Genomic DNA, 14,320 nt, shown 5'->3' on the forward strand with positions numbered 1-14,320 from the left:
GGCGGCGGCAACGCCGCCGCCCCCTCTCCGGCGCCCTTGGGACATCTCGAGTCCCGCCGACCGACGTTTTTTCGCCTCCGCGGCGCGGGCCGCCATCCGCCCAACGGCCATCCCGCCGGCACCAGGCCCATTATCGGGAACAATCGCGCTCCCGCCCACCCGGCGATCTCAAAACCATGCCGCTTTACGGGGCCAGGCCGGGAACCCTCGGGTATATCGTAATCGGTAAAATCAAAACCGCAGGTAGACGACTTGCGAATTTCGTGAAATGCAGGGTATGGACGGCCGGTCCGGGTCCAGCCCCGTAATCCGGCATGGTTTTGAAATGGCACTAATTCACTGGCAGGCAAACAAGGTTGTTCTAGTATCTCGTTGCCGGCTAATTCCCGATTTCCAACCAGTTGCACAAAACATTTGCTCGCAGTCGCGTCTCGGCGCGCTTCATCGCCTCGGATTTGGCTTTATATCGAATCCCCAAACGACTGCAGACGCTTTTGACTATGGTGTCTAGCTGCTTTTTGTCGTTAAGCATATCGTGGGTTACCAGGAACACGTCGAAACCCATGCTCTGGAGCGCAGTCATACGTTCCGCATCGTGGTCAAGTACCGCGCCTGATCCATGGATGACTTCACCTTGAATCTCGATAATTACTGCCTTCATTAGCATCGGGTTTACAATCACGATGTCGCCGTAGCAGACCTTTTGACCTGCGATGCTTTGGGCTGCCTCGGATAGAGGGGTTAAATCGTTGAGGTACACGTATCTGAAACCTGAACCACCTAGACGTCGAGAACGACTTAGGAGCAGGACTCCCGCGACCTCGAGTGGAGATGCAGCAATGCCGATAACCTGTTGAGCGGCATCATAAAACTGCTTTCCCCACATTTGACTTTTGACCTTATCGGCGAATCGATGCAGGTCGCTCAGTTCGATAAGCGGCTTTCTCATCCAAAGAGAAGTACCTTTGAGTTTCGTAACCTCTCTTCCATCCTCACGCTTGTTCGTTTGGCCTTCATTATCTGGGACCTTAACGGTTGCGTGGGCATAAACTCGTTTCCAAGGAACCTCGTCTTCGCCTTCTCCAAGTTCGAACAGATCCTGCGTGCTGGAATTGCGATTCTCCTCTTCTGCCATTTTTAGCTGCATTTCGGCAGCGGGAGTTGGCTCGAAAACAGAAAACCAGCCGCAAAGTTCGTACATAGCCAGTACGAGATCTATTTGGGACACAAAGCGTGTCATGGTAAATAACGTGTTAAGCGGATTGGTGACACTAAAGCCTAAATGAGTGTCGATTGTTGTGCCGGCATCCGATGCCCCTTCCCAGCGAATAGTGGAGCGTAATCCCGAGTGGTGATTACAACAACCTGGCGAAGCTACAGCGATTATCGGGGTCTTGAGGACGTCGACTACAAAGGGCGATTGGGATAGAGCTCGCCAGCCGTCTTCGGAGTTAGGCAGGCGCGGGTAGAGATCGCGCACCTGCGGCGGGCAGCGCCAGTAGCGGAATGCGGTGTTTGCGCAGACGATTTCGTCCATTTGCGCCTCCCCTGGTTTCGGCCGCGGGCCGTGCGGATTTCTGGCAAGGTCGATTATCTACCGGGGCATTATGCGGGTAAGTACCGGAAGCAAACCAATAGCTTGACGAGTTCTGCCGAAGATCCCTCGTGTGATAGAAATCCGCTGGCAGGAGCCCTGGGCGTGTGGTTCCTGTCTCCACATTTGCGCTCGAAACAGATGGGGAATTCAATGAAAATACGCATGCGTTTTATACAAAACATGTAATAGCATCAGCAAAAAGGGCGCAAAAAAATGATGCCTTAGACGACTACGATTCGATTTTGTGTCAGTTTTGGTGTCACCCTTGGTGTCAAAAAGAAAAAGGCCAGAGGCTTAACACCTCTGACCTGTGCTTTTGATGGTGGGCGATACAAGATTCGAACTTGTGACCCCATCCGTGTGAAGGATATGCTCTACCCCTGAGCCAATCGCCCGTCGCCTTTCGGCAAAAGAGATACTATCATAGCCGCGCGTGGTTTACCAAGAACTTTTTACCCTCGATTTAAAATTCGTGGGAGCAAACCGCGCCACCGCAATCAGGGCACACGACAAACCCGCAGCTAAACAGCCATTTAACGCTTAATCCACGAAGTCTCGGGGCGGCAAATGAGTCGCGCGTTGTTGTAGGCCATGTCGAGTGTGAGGCAAGTGCGCGCGGCGTAGAAGCCGTCCTCGCGCTGGATGGTCAGCGCCAGCTCGGGCTTGTCGCCGGTCAGGCACAGCGGCAGGAGCAGCTGAATCCGGCCGCCGTAGAATTGCGGGACGGCGAGCGTGTAGTTGGCTGCGGCGCGGCGGGCGGCCTCGACGACGGCGCCCTCAAAGGCGCGGCGCAGCAGCAGCGAGTTGCCCTCCCCCATCAGGCTGGCAGGGATGCGAATCAGGTTCTCCTCGTCGCCCAGAATGTGGTCGATGTTGGAACGGATCGGCAGGCGGTAGTCAAAGACGAGCTCGGAGGGGTCCTCAGCAAAGCGCACGCGGCACGGCAGGTACTCAAACGAGACCAGCATGGGGTCGCTTTCCTTAAAGAAGCCCTTCAAAAACCAGCGCTGGCGCGCGTCGGGTTTGGTGTTGGGCTCAAACAGGCCGTAGATGGTCTCGTAACGGCGCGTGTACAGGCCGGTATTAAATAGGCAGCGGTCGTCGTCGAACACCAGCGGCAAGTTGGACGGCGCGGTCTGGTCCGCGTCGCGCTCGGTCAAAAACACCGCGCGGCTAAACGAAAACGACAGGTAGTTTTTGAGGATGCGGTTGCTGGGACCCCAGTCCTCGGGGTCGGCGAGGTCTACCAGGCGGTCGTAGCAGGGCTCGGGGCAAAACGCAAAGTCGTAGACATTGCTGCACAGGGTGCTGGGGAGTTCCATGCGGTGTCCAATCCATTCAATTACCAGCATGCGGATGCTTAAATTCTATACGCGCGATGCAATACCGGGGGGCACAACACAGTGGCACTAGGAGTCGTACTCCAGGGCGATCGGTTGCCAGACGAGGTCTTCGATGGCGCAGCTTAGGGTGTTTGCGAGCGCCAATGCCGAGGAGACTGAGGCGCGGCGTAGGTCGAGCTGGTTCTGCTCGTAGAGTTGTATGGCGCGAAGTTTAACCCCCGATTGGGCGGCGAGCTGTTTTTGCGTTAGGCCGGCCGCCTTTCGTGCAGCTTTGAGGCCCTTTTTGTGTGCCTGGGCTTTATTTCATTGTCGGAGGCTCCGTAATTTGCCACATACTTCCGTTTTGAAAATTTGGAAGTGCGGAAAAACCGAGTTCTGCTGACCAGACCCCGGTTTTACGCTTCCGCGAGCTGCGGCTTTGTTGCAAAAAATCGAATCGTGCTCGACGGTTGTCGATTTTCCCCGCAGTTTCGAAATTCGGGCGTTTTGACCGCGACACGCGACGCCATAAAGAGATCCAAAGAAAGCTCTAGCCCTCCGTTGGTTTGCTGCTCTTCCTCAATGAGTCTGCGAGCTCTTCGCGTGTGCGTTTCCCGGAGACCAGGTCCTGAATCCATTCATAGTAGGGGTTATCTTGAGGATTTGGGCTATCAGAAAAGTTCACCGATACTTTTCTCACTCTAATAATGGCAAAAGCAAAAACTAGGCTAGTCCTCTTGTTTCCATCCTCAAAGATGTGATCCTTTGCCATGTGTTCCGCAATATAGCTTGCCTGGTCGAAGATGTCCGAAAATCTATCAATCGGGGACTGCCCAAAGATGGTGCAAAAAGCGTTTGATAGAACAGACTCAATTCGACCATGAATAAGGGCGGCTCTATCGCCCGTCATGCAGGTTGTGTAGCATTTTCCAGATGCAAACAAGCGTTCGTGCGCATGCATTACAGAAGATGCAAGGGCCCCTATCGCTTCCTCGTCATCAAATACAAGGGGATCGGTAGGGGTCGATTGCCTCATTATCTGAGACATTAGGAGTTCTCCAGGAGCCTCAGCGCATTGGGCATGGCTGCAATTGTCGATTGCACTGCCTGATCGATTGTTACGACGTCGTTGTTGCCTAAGCCATCATTAGACGCGAGAATTGCCTCCGGAGTGATGGGGTTATCCCTGTCCGGCGAATACACACTCGCCCATGCCCCGTCTGGCTTATGCGACAAGGTAACCAAATCGAACGCAGTGAGCATCCCAAGCTTATCCATGACGGAATCAATGAGTTTCTTAGAGATCGCGTCAAGTATCGCTAGGCCAGTCGATTTGTTGATACGGTTTCTACCATACGAGGAGAACGCATGATAGACCACAGGTTCAACTGGGCCATACTGCCAAGCCTCAACTATGTCATCGAAAAGCGGACGATTGTATTTGCGCAACGATTCGACTTGCGAATAATAGACGAGCTTATTCAGCTTGAGATTCGTAATCTCGAACTTGTCGCTCCAGTTATCAATGATGTAGTTCGCAACGTTCAGCGCTTCCATTTTCGCTCTCCCCTCAGTTGGCAAAACTATTCCTATAGACCTTAAATGGGCTGATTATGTACCCAATTTAAGGATATGTCGAGTTAGGCCTAGATAATTTCTCTTCTAATCTACACGACAAATTATTTCACGTCGAGCGGACATATACTTGAGCGCCAAGCCCAGACTCTTACGACGCCGAGGGGCGATCTCCGTAAGTATGCGGTATATCTAGTACATGTCGACCACACTGGAAAGCGGCAACACTTTACCTGCGGTTTTATTAACAGAATTTGGCTTGCGTTCGGCTGGTTCCGATTTTTCCCGCACATCCGGAAATCGAGAGCATCAGCAGCGGCGTGCAGCTTTGAGAACCACTGCTCCCAACACGGACAGCAATGCGGACACGGCAATCCAATGGCTGTCGCTGGTTTTGCGGAGTGATGAGGAGATCGCGGTGTTGTCCTTGGGCCTAGAGGCCTTGGCGGCAGTGGCGTTGACCACAGCGGTCGTGGTCACCGTCTTAGTCGCGGCCGCGGGCTTTTGTGTGGGATTCGTCGACGGATCCGCAGCTGGCTCGCCGGCAGCGGGGTCGGTACCAGGGCCGGACGGACCATCGCCCGGCACGTCGTGCCCACCGGTCTCCCCCGCCGGCGCCGTGGCATCCACGGGCTCGATCGTCACACGCGCCGCCACGGACCCGTCGGCATCCACCACGCCGCCTGCGACAAAGGCCCCGCCCGCGTGCGCCACAAAGCGCGCGGATGCAGGAGTCCCGCCCTGGCAGGCGACGCCGCCGCCCGCGCTCGACGCATCCAGCCAGGACGCATCGACGGAAACCAGCCCGGCCGCGCGCCCGCGGCATAAGAAGGCCCCGCCCAGCAAAACGCATAGTCAGGCCATGAAAGTAAACAGGATGTAGTGACGGCTGGTGTGGAACGCGGTGGCGAGCATAACCGCTCCGATCTTCGCAAGAGCCATTGGAAACGGCGCCTGAAAACTACCTGGTAGCAGCAGTTATTAGTGTAGCGAGATCAGACTACGAGCAGGGAAACAGCCCGTGATTGATTCCCAAAATTAGGTGTAGATCGTTTTGCCAGTCGGTGAAAGGAAAACCTGATTGCGTATAGCCATATGCCGGCTCTATGAGCGAGTCATTTTGCAGCTAAGTAGCTATCACAGTTAAACAATAAGGAAATGAATTGCTGAAACTCGAACAGCTTTACTGGTGTTGAACCAAAGGATGTCATCGGAACAGTTCGTCATGGGTGCCCGTACGCTCAAAGAATGCCACCTCTTCGTTTGATGACCATATGACAAGCCAATCACCGGAGTTTGCTACATGGCATTCGTTTCGTCCGCTCCAGTTGCCGTTTAGCCGGTGCATATTATGGCGTCGCTTTAATATCTCTGTTGACTCAGGTGTATTCTGCAGCACTAGGTCAATTAGCTTTTGAAGCTCTGTCAGATTCCAATTCCGGCGCTTTGCTTTTTTCTTTAAATCGCGTGAGAAAGCTGCAGAGAACTCAGCGGTCAGCGTACTCATTGCGCCATCGCCGCAGCGATCAGATCGGCACCGTTGTCAAAACGCCCTTTTTTACCGGATGCCAGGAATGCATCTCCTTCGCGAATGGCCTCGAGACTTTCGACATTGGGTTCCTCGGGAGCAAAGGTCAACGGGATGCGATGAGTGTTGACCATTTGCTTAAAGAAAGCGCGTGTAACGGATGATAGGTCAAGCCCATAATAATCGGCCACTTCTGCCGCCTCGCGCTTAAGGTCGTCGTCAACCCTGATGGTTAATGTTGAGCTTGCCATTTATAGGTCCTTTCAATAGCGTGAGTACAACCTTAGTATAACGTACATACAAGTATAGAAAAGATGATTACAAACAATCGACATCGTAGAAACTTCCCTATTCAAAGAGAGTGAGGGTATTGGCGTAAGCCAATACCCTCACTCAGGAGCAATCCGGAAATCGAGCGCCTTAGCAGCGAATCGCGGCGCATAGGAGCGCTATGCCGAGAAAGATTAGCGTAAGGGATGCGGCGATCCAGCAGTTATCACCGGCCTTGGGGAGCGAGACGGTCGTCACGGTGGTGGCCTTGGGCCTAGAGGCCTTGGCGACCGTGGTGTCGGTCACTGTGGTCGTGGTCACCGTCTTAGTCGCGGACGCGGGCTTTTGTGTGGGATTCGCCGACGGATCCGCAGCTGGCTCGCCGGTAGCGGGGCCGGTGCCAGGGGCGGACGGACCATCGCCCGGCACGTCGGGCCCTCCGGTCTCCCCCGCCGGCGCCGTGGCATCCACGGGCTCGATCGTCACACGCGCTGCCACGGACCCGTCGGCATCCACCACGCCGCCCGCGCCAAAGGCCCCGCCCGCGGGCGCCACAAAGCGCGCGGATGCAAGCGACCCGCCCAGGCAGGCGACGCCGCCTTCGGCGCCCGACGCATCCAGCCAGGACGCATTTACGGTAAGCTGCCCGGCCGCGCCGCCGCCGACAGTCCCGCCCAGCAGACACACGCCATAGGCGCGCACGCCCGCCCCGGAGCCCGCGCCCGCGGCGACAACGCGCCCACCGTCGCGAACGGCAAGACCGTCCGCGATCACGCCGGCCACCCGCGCATCCGCGATGCCGGCGCAGACGGCCCGCGCGTCAACCTTGCAGCCGTCCACCGCGAGCGTCCCCGAAACGTAGATCCCGCACTGCGAGCCCGTGGCCGTCAGCGACCCGGTGCCGCGGAGCGTCAGATCGCCCCACACCTCCAAGCCGCAACGCGAGATGTCCACGTCGGGCGCGCTCGTCTCGACAACAGTGTTCTGCCCGGTCAGCGTCACCACCAGGTTACCGTCGGCGCCGATGGCCTCGCCCGTGTAGCCGTTAAGCTTCAGGTGGTCGGCATCGGTCCAGGCCCACCCGGGGCCCGACGCGCCCGGCTCGTAGTATGTGGCTCCCGCGATGAACAGGCTGTCCGCGCCCGCGGCATAAGAAGGCCCGCCCAGCAAAACGCATAGGCAGGCCATGGCAGTAAACAGGATGTAGTGACGGCTGGTGTGGAACGCGGTGGCAAACATAACCGCTCCGATCTTCGCAGGAGCCAATAGAATGTGCTCCAGAAAATGCCCTGGTAGCAGCAGTTATTAGTTTAACGAGATCGATGCGGGAGCAAAGAAAAATCGCGTGGGCAATGTCCACAATTAGGAGTAAATCGTTTTGCCAGTCGGTGAATAGAAGAATCAACTTACGAATTTCCGACCAAATCGGGCGAAATCGTTGACTCAAATCTTGATCATGATTTTTCGGGTCATCGACGGCGTATCCCTGAGTCACGCTGGACTATGGGAATTCGTACCCCTACCGAGGAAAGCTTTTAGACTCTGCAAGACTTGAGATTGTGCCTCCTAAGATCCTTTGCACTCAAATAGTTTCTGCTCCGACTCAATAGACGCTCTAAGCTCAAGTTTCTCGTTTCCGTACGCCTGTCATTTAAACGCATCTAACTCACTATGATTGCCGAGATATTAGCTATGCTAAACCGTATTCGCGTTCGAGCTCGTTGAACTCTTCGTCGATCGAAGCGAGGTAGGTTGCGCGATTGATGTCTAAATCCTTTAGCACTTTGTAAACCTGCTCGTAAATGGTTTTAGAGATAGGGTCCTTGATCGGGGTGTTCTCGTTGCATTCGACAAGTCCGACATGGTCGTTATTTGCTGTAGCCTCGATGAGATCAAGTAGGTCATCTCGTTCAATATCGCTTATCGGAACCCATACTTCATTCTTGTAGAACTGGCCTTCTTGCTCATTGATTCTAAGCAAGTCCATAGTGAGTTCTCCTTTCAAGGTAGGCATCGCGTCCGGCTTCCATTGTGTCGAGCAGCACCTTTTTGCGGTCGCAGTCGTTTCCATAGGCATCTGTAAGATTGGTGGCGGAAAGCTCGCCGGAGTACACGCGATACTCTCCTGAATCGGTCTTCTCGGTGTAGATGATGCAATCAGGAAGAAGCGAGACGCCGAGAGTATTGTTATGCGTCACAAGAAATACCGTAGCGTGCTCGGCTACGTCATTGAGCAAGGTAATGACATCATGGTTGAGAAACGGGTTATCGAATGACGACTCAGGTTCGTCAATCAGTACGACATCTTTTCCTGTTGCGCCAGCTATTCGGTGTAGAAGAAGGTACTCCGCGCGCTGTCCGCCGGACAGTGCGGCATTAGAACCATCGTTGAGCACAATCCTGCTCTTAATGTTGAACAGCAATCGACACGCCCTAGCCTGAACCGCGGCATCGAAGCCACGAATGATTGCCAGCCTCTTGGTCGCTGTAGCCTTAGCTCCGAAAAGGCCTGCGACGTTGGTTCCACTTGGCAATGTCAGTCCGCATTCTTTTCGCGCTTCGGTGGCATTCGAGAACATCTGGCGTGTCCTCTTCTTGAGGTATTTGTATTCCTCATCAGATTTGAGATCAAGGGGCACAGCAAGTGCCTCCAGGGCTTTCGCAAGTCTCTTTTCCCGATAACAGTACTTGAAGTACTCTCGTAGTTGGTCGACCTGGGGAAGCGGCTTGCGTGCCGACTTCTTGCTCAACTCTTTCTTTATGGCCGCGACTGCGGCATCGCATTGTTCTTTCTGCCAACGAGCAGTACGGGCCTGCTTCATGAGCTCACGTAGTCTGCCATCAAGCGCCATGAGAGTATCTGGGTCAACGTATTCTTTGACGAGGTCGGGTCGCTTGCCGCCACCGGCCAAGCTTCGTGCGGCTTTTCGAAGATTCACGTCAGACGCTTCGACAGCATCGCTCTCTTCGTATGCAAATCCGTCGGCGTTGTAGATAGGCCGTTCGGAATAGCGATCGGTCGGTGCAGCAGCGTATTTGATTAATGCCGTGCAATACGCTCTCACTGCGTCTTCGCAGGTTCCCCGGTCAAACTGTGTGTAATGGTTGATTGCGTCTTGCAGAGCTTTGAAGTAGTTGTCGAAATAAACCCTGTCCTCCTCGGCAACGCTCTTGTCGAAGACGTCTTTCTTGGCCTTGTTGGTGATTTCGAACTGCTCAATGTAGAGCCTGTCCTCGGGCTCATAGGCGTCAAGGATTCGCTTAAGTGTGAATGTCTTACCAGAGGAGCGTTCTCCCAAGATGACGTTCATACGTTTTGACGCTGGCAGTGCTTCTGGAAGTATCTCGAAGTCTCTGTCTGTTGGGAAGATTTCAACGTTGTTCGCGTTTGCGAATGCTGCTTTGACCGAGCTAAAGCTCATTTCGCTGCATTGCAGGTAGGTGTAGCCATATGCATATCGCAGTATGCTGTCGTCGGGATCTTCATCGGGCATGCGCAAGCCGGGGCGGCAGTCGCTGAAAACCACGAGCGGCGCATCGGCTCCATCGCGTTCAACGAGCCACTTCTTGGCGTTGGTCACTTCCAGGGCGTCATATCCGGTTGTGCTTTGTATGCGAGAAAGCGTGGCCGAGTCGAGTTTCTTGCTCTTTTTATAGTGAGGTATGATGAGCCAATTGCTGATCTTGGGAAACAGTTCAACAAGACGATCCCAGCTCACGTGGTCGTCCTTCTCTGGGCATTCGTTGGCAAGAGTGACCATCCCACTTGCAAAATCGTCTATGTCGGCGGGGTCGGCGACGATGAGGACGTGCCCGAAACCACTCAACTTGGTGACATTGATTTCAGCACCAGGAAAAACGGCGATGTTCAGCGCCTGCGAAACCTGTTCGTAGTTGTCGCGATAAAAACCATTGTGGTTGGTGATTGCGACAGCAGCAAGGTGAGCTCTCTCGACGTAGTCTTTGAGGACATCGACATCGAACTCGAACCCGCTGGAGTCAGAGGCAGTCCCAACAGTATGAATATGAAAGTCGATTCTATTCAAACGTTCCTCGCATTCCGACCATTCTCATGCGACATTGCAAGATACCGCCAATCGCCAGTGCTAGTGGGCTGCCGTAATTCGTCATATCACAGTAGTGACATCGCCCACGTTCGCTAGGATAAAGAACTTCTTTGCGAGGCGGTCTTTGCAGATTCCGCTTCACGCAGCTCCGATGTTTTGAGCATGTCTATGTTACAGCAACGAATCGCACATACTGCGTCATTCCCAGCTCGTGGCAACTTCGTCTGTTCTTTGTTCCGAAGCTAGCTCCCACAAAACACATCTTGTCGTCTGCTGTCGCATCCGTTAGAAATCCATCTTATTAAAGTCGATGGAATATCCCATGGACTTGAGTTCTTTCAAGAGGCCGAACTCCCAACTGTCTGTTCCGGTATAAACGACGCCCTGTAGATCGGAGGGAATCTCGATACCTTTGTCAACAAGAATTGCAACGTTTTCTCTGCCAAGCCGACCAATAAAGAATCCGGTTTCAAATACAACATTCTGTCTAGCCCTGGGATTTGCCGACTGTTCTGCCTGAGCTCTTCCTTCGTCGTCCGCCGTAAAAAGGCATACCGCTCCTGCTGCATCGCCTTTAATTTCCAGCTTTTCGATGATTGTCTTGCCCTGATTTGACTGCTCGTTCAGGACTACCGCCGTCAGGCCCTGCCTTTCGATGATTCTCGCGACCCTTTCTCTAAGCTCTCCGTTGTGGCCATGAACGATAAATACTTTCGAATAATCTCCGACATTTGCAGTCGATCCGGTTTCCCCTTCGGCTGAAAACTCATCAAGGTATGTCTCCAGCACAGCTTTTGCTCTGCGCAGGCCGTCCTTGCAGGCACCAACGAAAGCCGAGTCGGGCGTGTTGACGGTGTAGAAAGACAACGAGTAGCTGATTTCGTTAAAGCTATTAAATTCGTAGCTGTCTTCTCCAAAACGCCTAATTAAAAGCCTGTCCGCCCTTGTTTTCCATGCTTTAAAGTCAGGCGAGCGAGAGCTGATGTATTTCTTTGAAAGTGCGTCTGCTGTTGCGCACAACTGCAGCAAAATTTCAAAATCAGACATTAAGCCTTCTTTCTATAACCAACAACGGAACTAAGAAGCATCTTATTCCAATGAGCAGACAAATCCGCACCTTCAATCTTGGCAATCTGCAAGCGGAATATAAAACAAGCGGCGCTACTATTAGTAGCGCCGCTTGCATCATCAAAGAAGAATCGTTATCGATCGTCTCCGGGGTTTTTCGTTCAAAATTAGAGCATGTCGATTACGGCTCATCGAAGTCCATCCACTCTACAGGCTGCATTAGACCGTAATAATCGACGGGCGTTTTGAATCGAATCCTGCCCAAATGACCGTCGCTCTTCCGCACCCAACTGCGTCCGTAGCGATCGGTGAAAGCCACCTCGCAGCCGAGGGCCTTATGCATCGAACAATCGAGATGCCCGACGCACCTCACGGTTTTGCCCGGAGCAACGGACGAGAGTAGAACTCTGCTGTTGCATCCCTCGACGTCCCTCCCGTCTTGAGGCCCGGCGCCTTGGACAAGTACGGCAGTGAGGATAACTTGGTAAACGATGTCGTTGCTATTGTTCATCACTTCTAGGCCGACCTGTGTCCCGAAATCAATCCTAATCCTGCCAATCGTGGTCGTCTCCCTCTCAGGCATCCTGACCACACGGGCACAGATGGCTGATGCCTGGCTCCGCGCGGCCGCCCGGCGGCCCCGTATCAGCGAGACAATCCACTGGACGAGAGTGAGCGCCAGAGCTAGGAGAGCAACAACCGTGCCGAAATCGATTTGACCGTTGAAACTAATTACAACGCCATCCGGAATCATTTGATCATCCCGTCCACCATCGCCGCCGCCTCAAGGAGAGGCTTCCAGTCGTCGGGCCCCACCTGGCGAACGGCTCGCTGCTTCCGTCGCACATCTCACATTCTGACCGCAGGCATCTCGTGAAGCCCGGGGTAAATGAGCACGCGATAGAGCTCGTAAAACCCTATTTCAGACATATCATCGTCGGAGCGCACGATGACAGCTGGAAGGCGGGGAAGCCCAAGCCCAGAGCAAAGATCCTGAATTCGACCGAGAACCACGCGCAAATCTGGGACCCCCGCTTCGACCGCAAAGCCCTCGGCGAGCTCGTCGTGGACAAAGGGAAGTCTCTCGACTTTCGCCAAGCGAAGAGTCTCGCGGGCCACGTTCCCAAAGGTCAGTTTGAAGGGCGCACCGACAAAAGAGGTATCATCCTCCGCTGTACGAATTCCCTCGATGTTGTCACGCGCGAGCGTCATTCGCATCAACCCCTCCCGGCCAATCTCTCAAGATGGAGAAGCAATCTTCTCAAACCGCACAATTCAGAGCTTGCGATGGTTCTCAGCAAACCAGTTATCCAAGGTTTCCACACGATGCCTTAAGCGCTTCTCATACAAATTTGCGGGTACCCCGAGCAGATCAAGAAGAATAGCCCTGTACATCAATGAGAGCTTTTTGAGATAGAAAGCACTTTCGAGGCCATTGAGATATTCATCCTTGGGCTGATTGGCCTTAATATGCATAATCCTGACTCGACTGCACTTCAGCTTAGATAAGAACGCATCATAGGCTTTCTTTCCCATCTGCATTTCATAAGCAAAAGCTACCTTACCAAATTCCCCAATGACTGCATCGAGGCACTCTTTTAATGTAGGCTTATTCTTTGCGGCCAAATCAGGGAACAGTCCCCTTTCTTTGTTGCACATCTCAATCAAAGGCTCAGCGAGCTCGATGAGAAAAGCGCATCGAATGTCAATCGGCATCCCAGACCTCGACATAGCATACAGGTACATCTGATTTGTAATGTCGAGCTGCTCCACCAAGTAAAGCCATTTCCCAACCAAGTCGTCAGTCAAAACATCGCAATAGTCAACGAGTTTGTCGTTGGGAATATTCGACGAACGTAAGTCGGAATCGAAATAGCTTAATCGCCGAGCTAGAACCTGTCTGACCTCCGCCTCGCCGTCATCGCCATCCGGCGAGCCGTCGAACTCTGCCCTGACCAATGGAACAAAAGCCCCATCGAACAGCATCAGAAGTCTTTCAATTATAAACAACGGCGTTTGAATGTTCGTCCACGGAATCGGTTCGGCAGCAACAGCGGTTATCTCCCTGGTTCGACATTGCTTGACGACAACATCGTATGCAATGTCCCCGCATCTCATGTTGACGCAGATCTCATGCGGTCCGCCCAGAGCGAGACCGTCTTGCTCATAATACGCGGAAAGCGTTTTAAATCTGGGAATATGCTCTCCCATTGCCCCTCCTGCAAGCAATACCTTTGCACCGTTTATATCGAGCAGGAAACCCAAGAAGCAGTGGTGCGCTGAATATTAGTGCAAACCATCCTAACGAATGGTGGCCGAAGGCCATCCTGTCGGGCAGCAAATTCGGTCCGGATTGCCCGAATCGCCGCCTAAAACGCCTGCATCTTACCACCGCTACGCCGCCTTCGCGGGCAACACGACGAATTCCAGGAGCACCGACCTTTCGGCGCGAACGGCCTCCACGGGGCTGATCGGCGGCTCGGCCGCTGCCTCGCCATCCGTCTCGTCCAGGAGTCCCATAGTGGCGATGGCGCACCTGCAGGACCAGTCCCCCTCCAATCTGCAAGCCAAGTTTTTGAAAAAGACCCTATTTTGCACTTTGACACGCCGAGGTCGCCGCAGGAGAGTTGGGATAGATAAAAGGCCTGGCCTCGACTCATTCGAACCGAGGTCAGGCCAATTTTTGCCTATTTACAAAGTCCTGCTCATATTAAAGCAACTGGAGTTGAAGACGATATGAGAAAGCCATTTGGGTTGCCTCCCCCGCGGCGCAGCTTCTTTCCGCGGGCTCGGGATGCCACAATGGGCTTTGAGTATCGGCCCGTGCGGTAGCCCTTACCGCACCTGCGGGGAGGAGGCTTCCCATGCCCCATGTTACCTCCATCGGCCTGGA

15 protein-coding genes, 1 tRNA gene and 1 pseudogene are annotated in these 14,320 nt (G+C 53.8%); all 17 read right to left on the reverse strand.

The features are described from left to right. Window positions 1–379: 379 nt before the first annotated feature. The 17 genes and pseudogenes from ACTQVX_RS08570 to ACTQVX_RS08650 all read right to left on the reverse strand — a co-directional run bounded on the left by ACTQVX_RS08570 (window position 380) and on the right by ACTQVX_RS08650 (window position 13,998). The gene (locus ACTQVX_RS08570) at window positions 380–1,537 is read right to left on the reverse strand and encodes a hypothetical protein (protein WP_441560881.1); all 1,158 of its coding nucleotides are present in this window, start codon (window positions 1,535–1,537) and stop codon (window positions 380–382) included. Window positions 1,538–1,917: 380 nt separating this feature from the next. After that, window positions 1,918–1,992: transfer RNA gene (locus ACTQVX_RS08575), tRNA-Val, on the reverse strand. Between the two features lie 138 nt (window positions 1,993–2,130). Beyond that, the gene (locus tag ACTQVX_RS08580) at window positions 2,131–2,949 is read right to left on the reverse strand and encodes a DUF3825 domain-containing protein (RefSeq protein ID WP_441560883.1); all 819 of its coding nucleotides are present in this window, start codon (window positions 2,947–2,949) and stop codon (window positions 2,131–2,133) included. A gap of 57 nt (window positions 2,950–3,006) precedes the next feature. Beyond that, a pseudogene (locus ACTQVX_RS08585) lies at window positions 3,007–3,204 on the reverse strand (helix-turn-helix transcriptional regulator); the annotation flags it as partial. A gap of 265 nt (window positions 3,205–3,469) precedes the next feature. Beyond that, entirely contained in the window at window positions 3,470–3,967 is a 498-nt protein-coding gene (locus tag ACTQVX_RS08590) for a Fic family protein (RefSeq protein ID WP_441016946.1), read from the reverse strand. After that, window positions 3,967–4,476, reverse strand: a complete 510-nt coding sequence (locus ACTQVX_RS08595; RefSeq protein WP_441016943.1) for a Panacea domain-containing protein — start codon at window positions 4,474–4,476, stop codon at window positions 3,967–3,969. Before ACTQVX_RS08595 ends, ACTQVX_RS08590 begins: the two co-directional genes overlap by 1 nt. A gap of 327 nt (window positions 4,477–4,803) precedes the next feature. Continuing rightward, the gene (locus ACTQVX_RS08600) at window positions 4,804–5,340 is read right to left on the reverse strand and encodes a hypothetical protein (protein ID WP_441560886.1); all 537 of its coding nucleotides are present in this window, start codon (window positions 5,338–5,340) and stop codon (window positions 4,804–4,806) included. Window positions 5,341–5,701: 361 nt separating this feature from the next. After that, complete coding sequence (locus ACTQVX_RS08605) at window positions 5,702–6,001, reverse strand: type II toxin-antitoxin system YafQ family toxin (protein WP_427747403.1); 300 nt, start codon at window positions 5,999–6,001, stop codon at window positions 5,702–5,704. Further along, a complete protein-coding gene (locus ACTQVX_RS08610) occupies window positions 5,998–6,273 on the reverse strand; it encodes a type II toxin-antitoxin system RelB/DinJ family antitoxin (protein WP_427729109.1) in 276 nt (91 codons plus the stop codon). Before ACTQVX_RS08610 ends, ACTQVX_RS08605 begins: the two co-directional genes overlap by 4 nt. A 169-nt stretch (window positions 6,274–6,442) precedes the next feature. Next, a complete protein-coding gene (locus ACTQVX_RS08615) occupies window positions 6,443–7,132 on the reverse strand; it encodes a hypothetical protein (protein WP_441560888.1) in 690 nt (229 codons plus the stop codon). An 850-nt stretch (window positions 7,133–7,982) separates the two neighbouring features. Continuing rightward, window positions 7,983–8,279: a hypothetical protein gene (locus tag ACTQVX_RS08620; RefSeq protein WP_441560890.1), complete on the reverse strand. Its 297-nt coding sequence runs from the start codon at window positions 8,277–8,279 to the stop codon at window positions 7,983–7,985. Continuing rightward, window positions 8,266–10,338 carry a hypothetical protein gene (locus tag ACTQVX_RS08625; protein WP_441560891.1) on the reverse strand — a complete coding sequence of 691 codons (2,073 nt, stop codon included), beginning with the start codon at window positions 10,336–10,338 and terminating at the stop codon, window positions 8,266–8,268. The genes ACTQVX_RS08620 and ACTQVX_RS08625 overlap by 14 nt, the downstream gene beginning before the upstream one ends. Before the next feature lie 306 nt (window positions 10,339–10,644). Continuing rightward, window positions 10,645–11,406 carry a TIR domain-containing protein gene (locus ACTQVX_RS08630; protein ID WP_441560893.1) on the reverse strand — a complete coding sequence of 254 codons (762 nt, stop codon included), beginning with the start codon at window positions 11,404–11,406 and terminating at the stop codon, window positions 10,645–10,647. A gap of 202 nt (window positions 11,407–11,608) precedes the next feature. Continuing rightward, the gene (locus ACTQVX_RS08635; protein WP_441560895.1) at window positions 11,609–12,181 is read right to left on the reverse strand and encodes a hypothetical protein; all 573 of its coding nucleotides are present in this window, start codon (window positions 12,179–12,181) and stop codon (window positions 11,609–11,611) included. 95 nt (window positions 12,182–12,276) lie between these two features. Then, entirely contained in the window at window positions 12,277–12,639 is a 363-nt protein-coding gene (locus tag ACTQVX_RS08640) for a hypothetical protein (RefSeq protein ID WP_441560897.1), read from the reverse strand. Between the two features lie 63 nt (window positions 12,640–12,702). Beyond that, the gene (locus tag ACTQVX_RS08645; protein ID WP_441560899.1) at window positions 12,703–13,638 is read right to left on the reverse strand and encodes a HEPN domain-containing protein; all 936 of its coding nucleotides are present in this window, start codon (window positions 13,636–13,638) and stop codon (window positions 12,703–12,705) included. A 183-nt stretch (window positions 13,639–13,821) separates the two neighbouring features. Then, complete coding sequence (locus ACTQVX_RS08650) at window positions 13,822–13,998, reverse strand: hypothetical protein (RefSeq protein ID WP_316370598.1); 177 nt, start codon at window positions 13,996–13,998, stop codon at window positions 13,822–13,824. Window positions 13,999–14,320: the final 322 nt, after the last annotated feature.

The organism is Collinsella sp. LCP19S3_A6, from assembly GCF_052122015.1.
Taxonomy (GTDB): Bacteria; Actinomycetota; Coriobacteriia; order Coriobacteriales; family Coriobacteriaceae; genus Collinsella.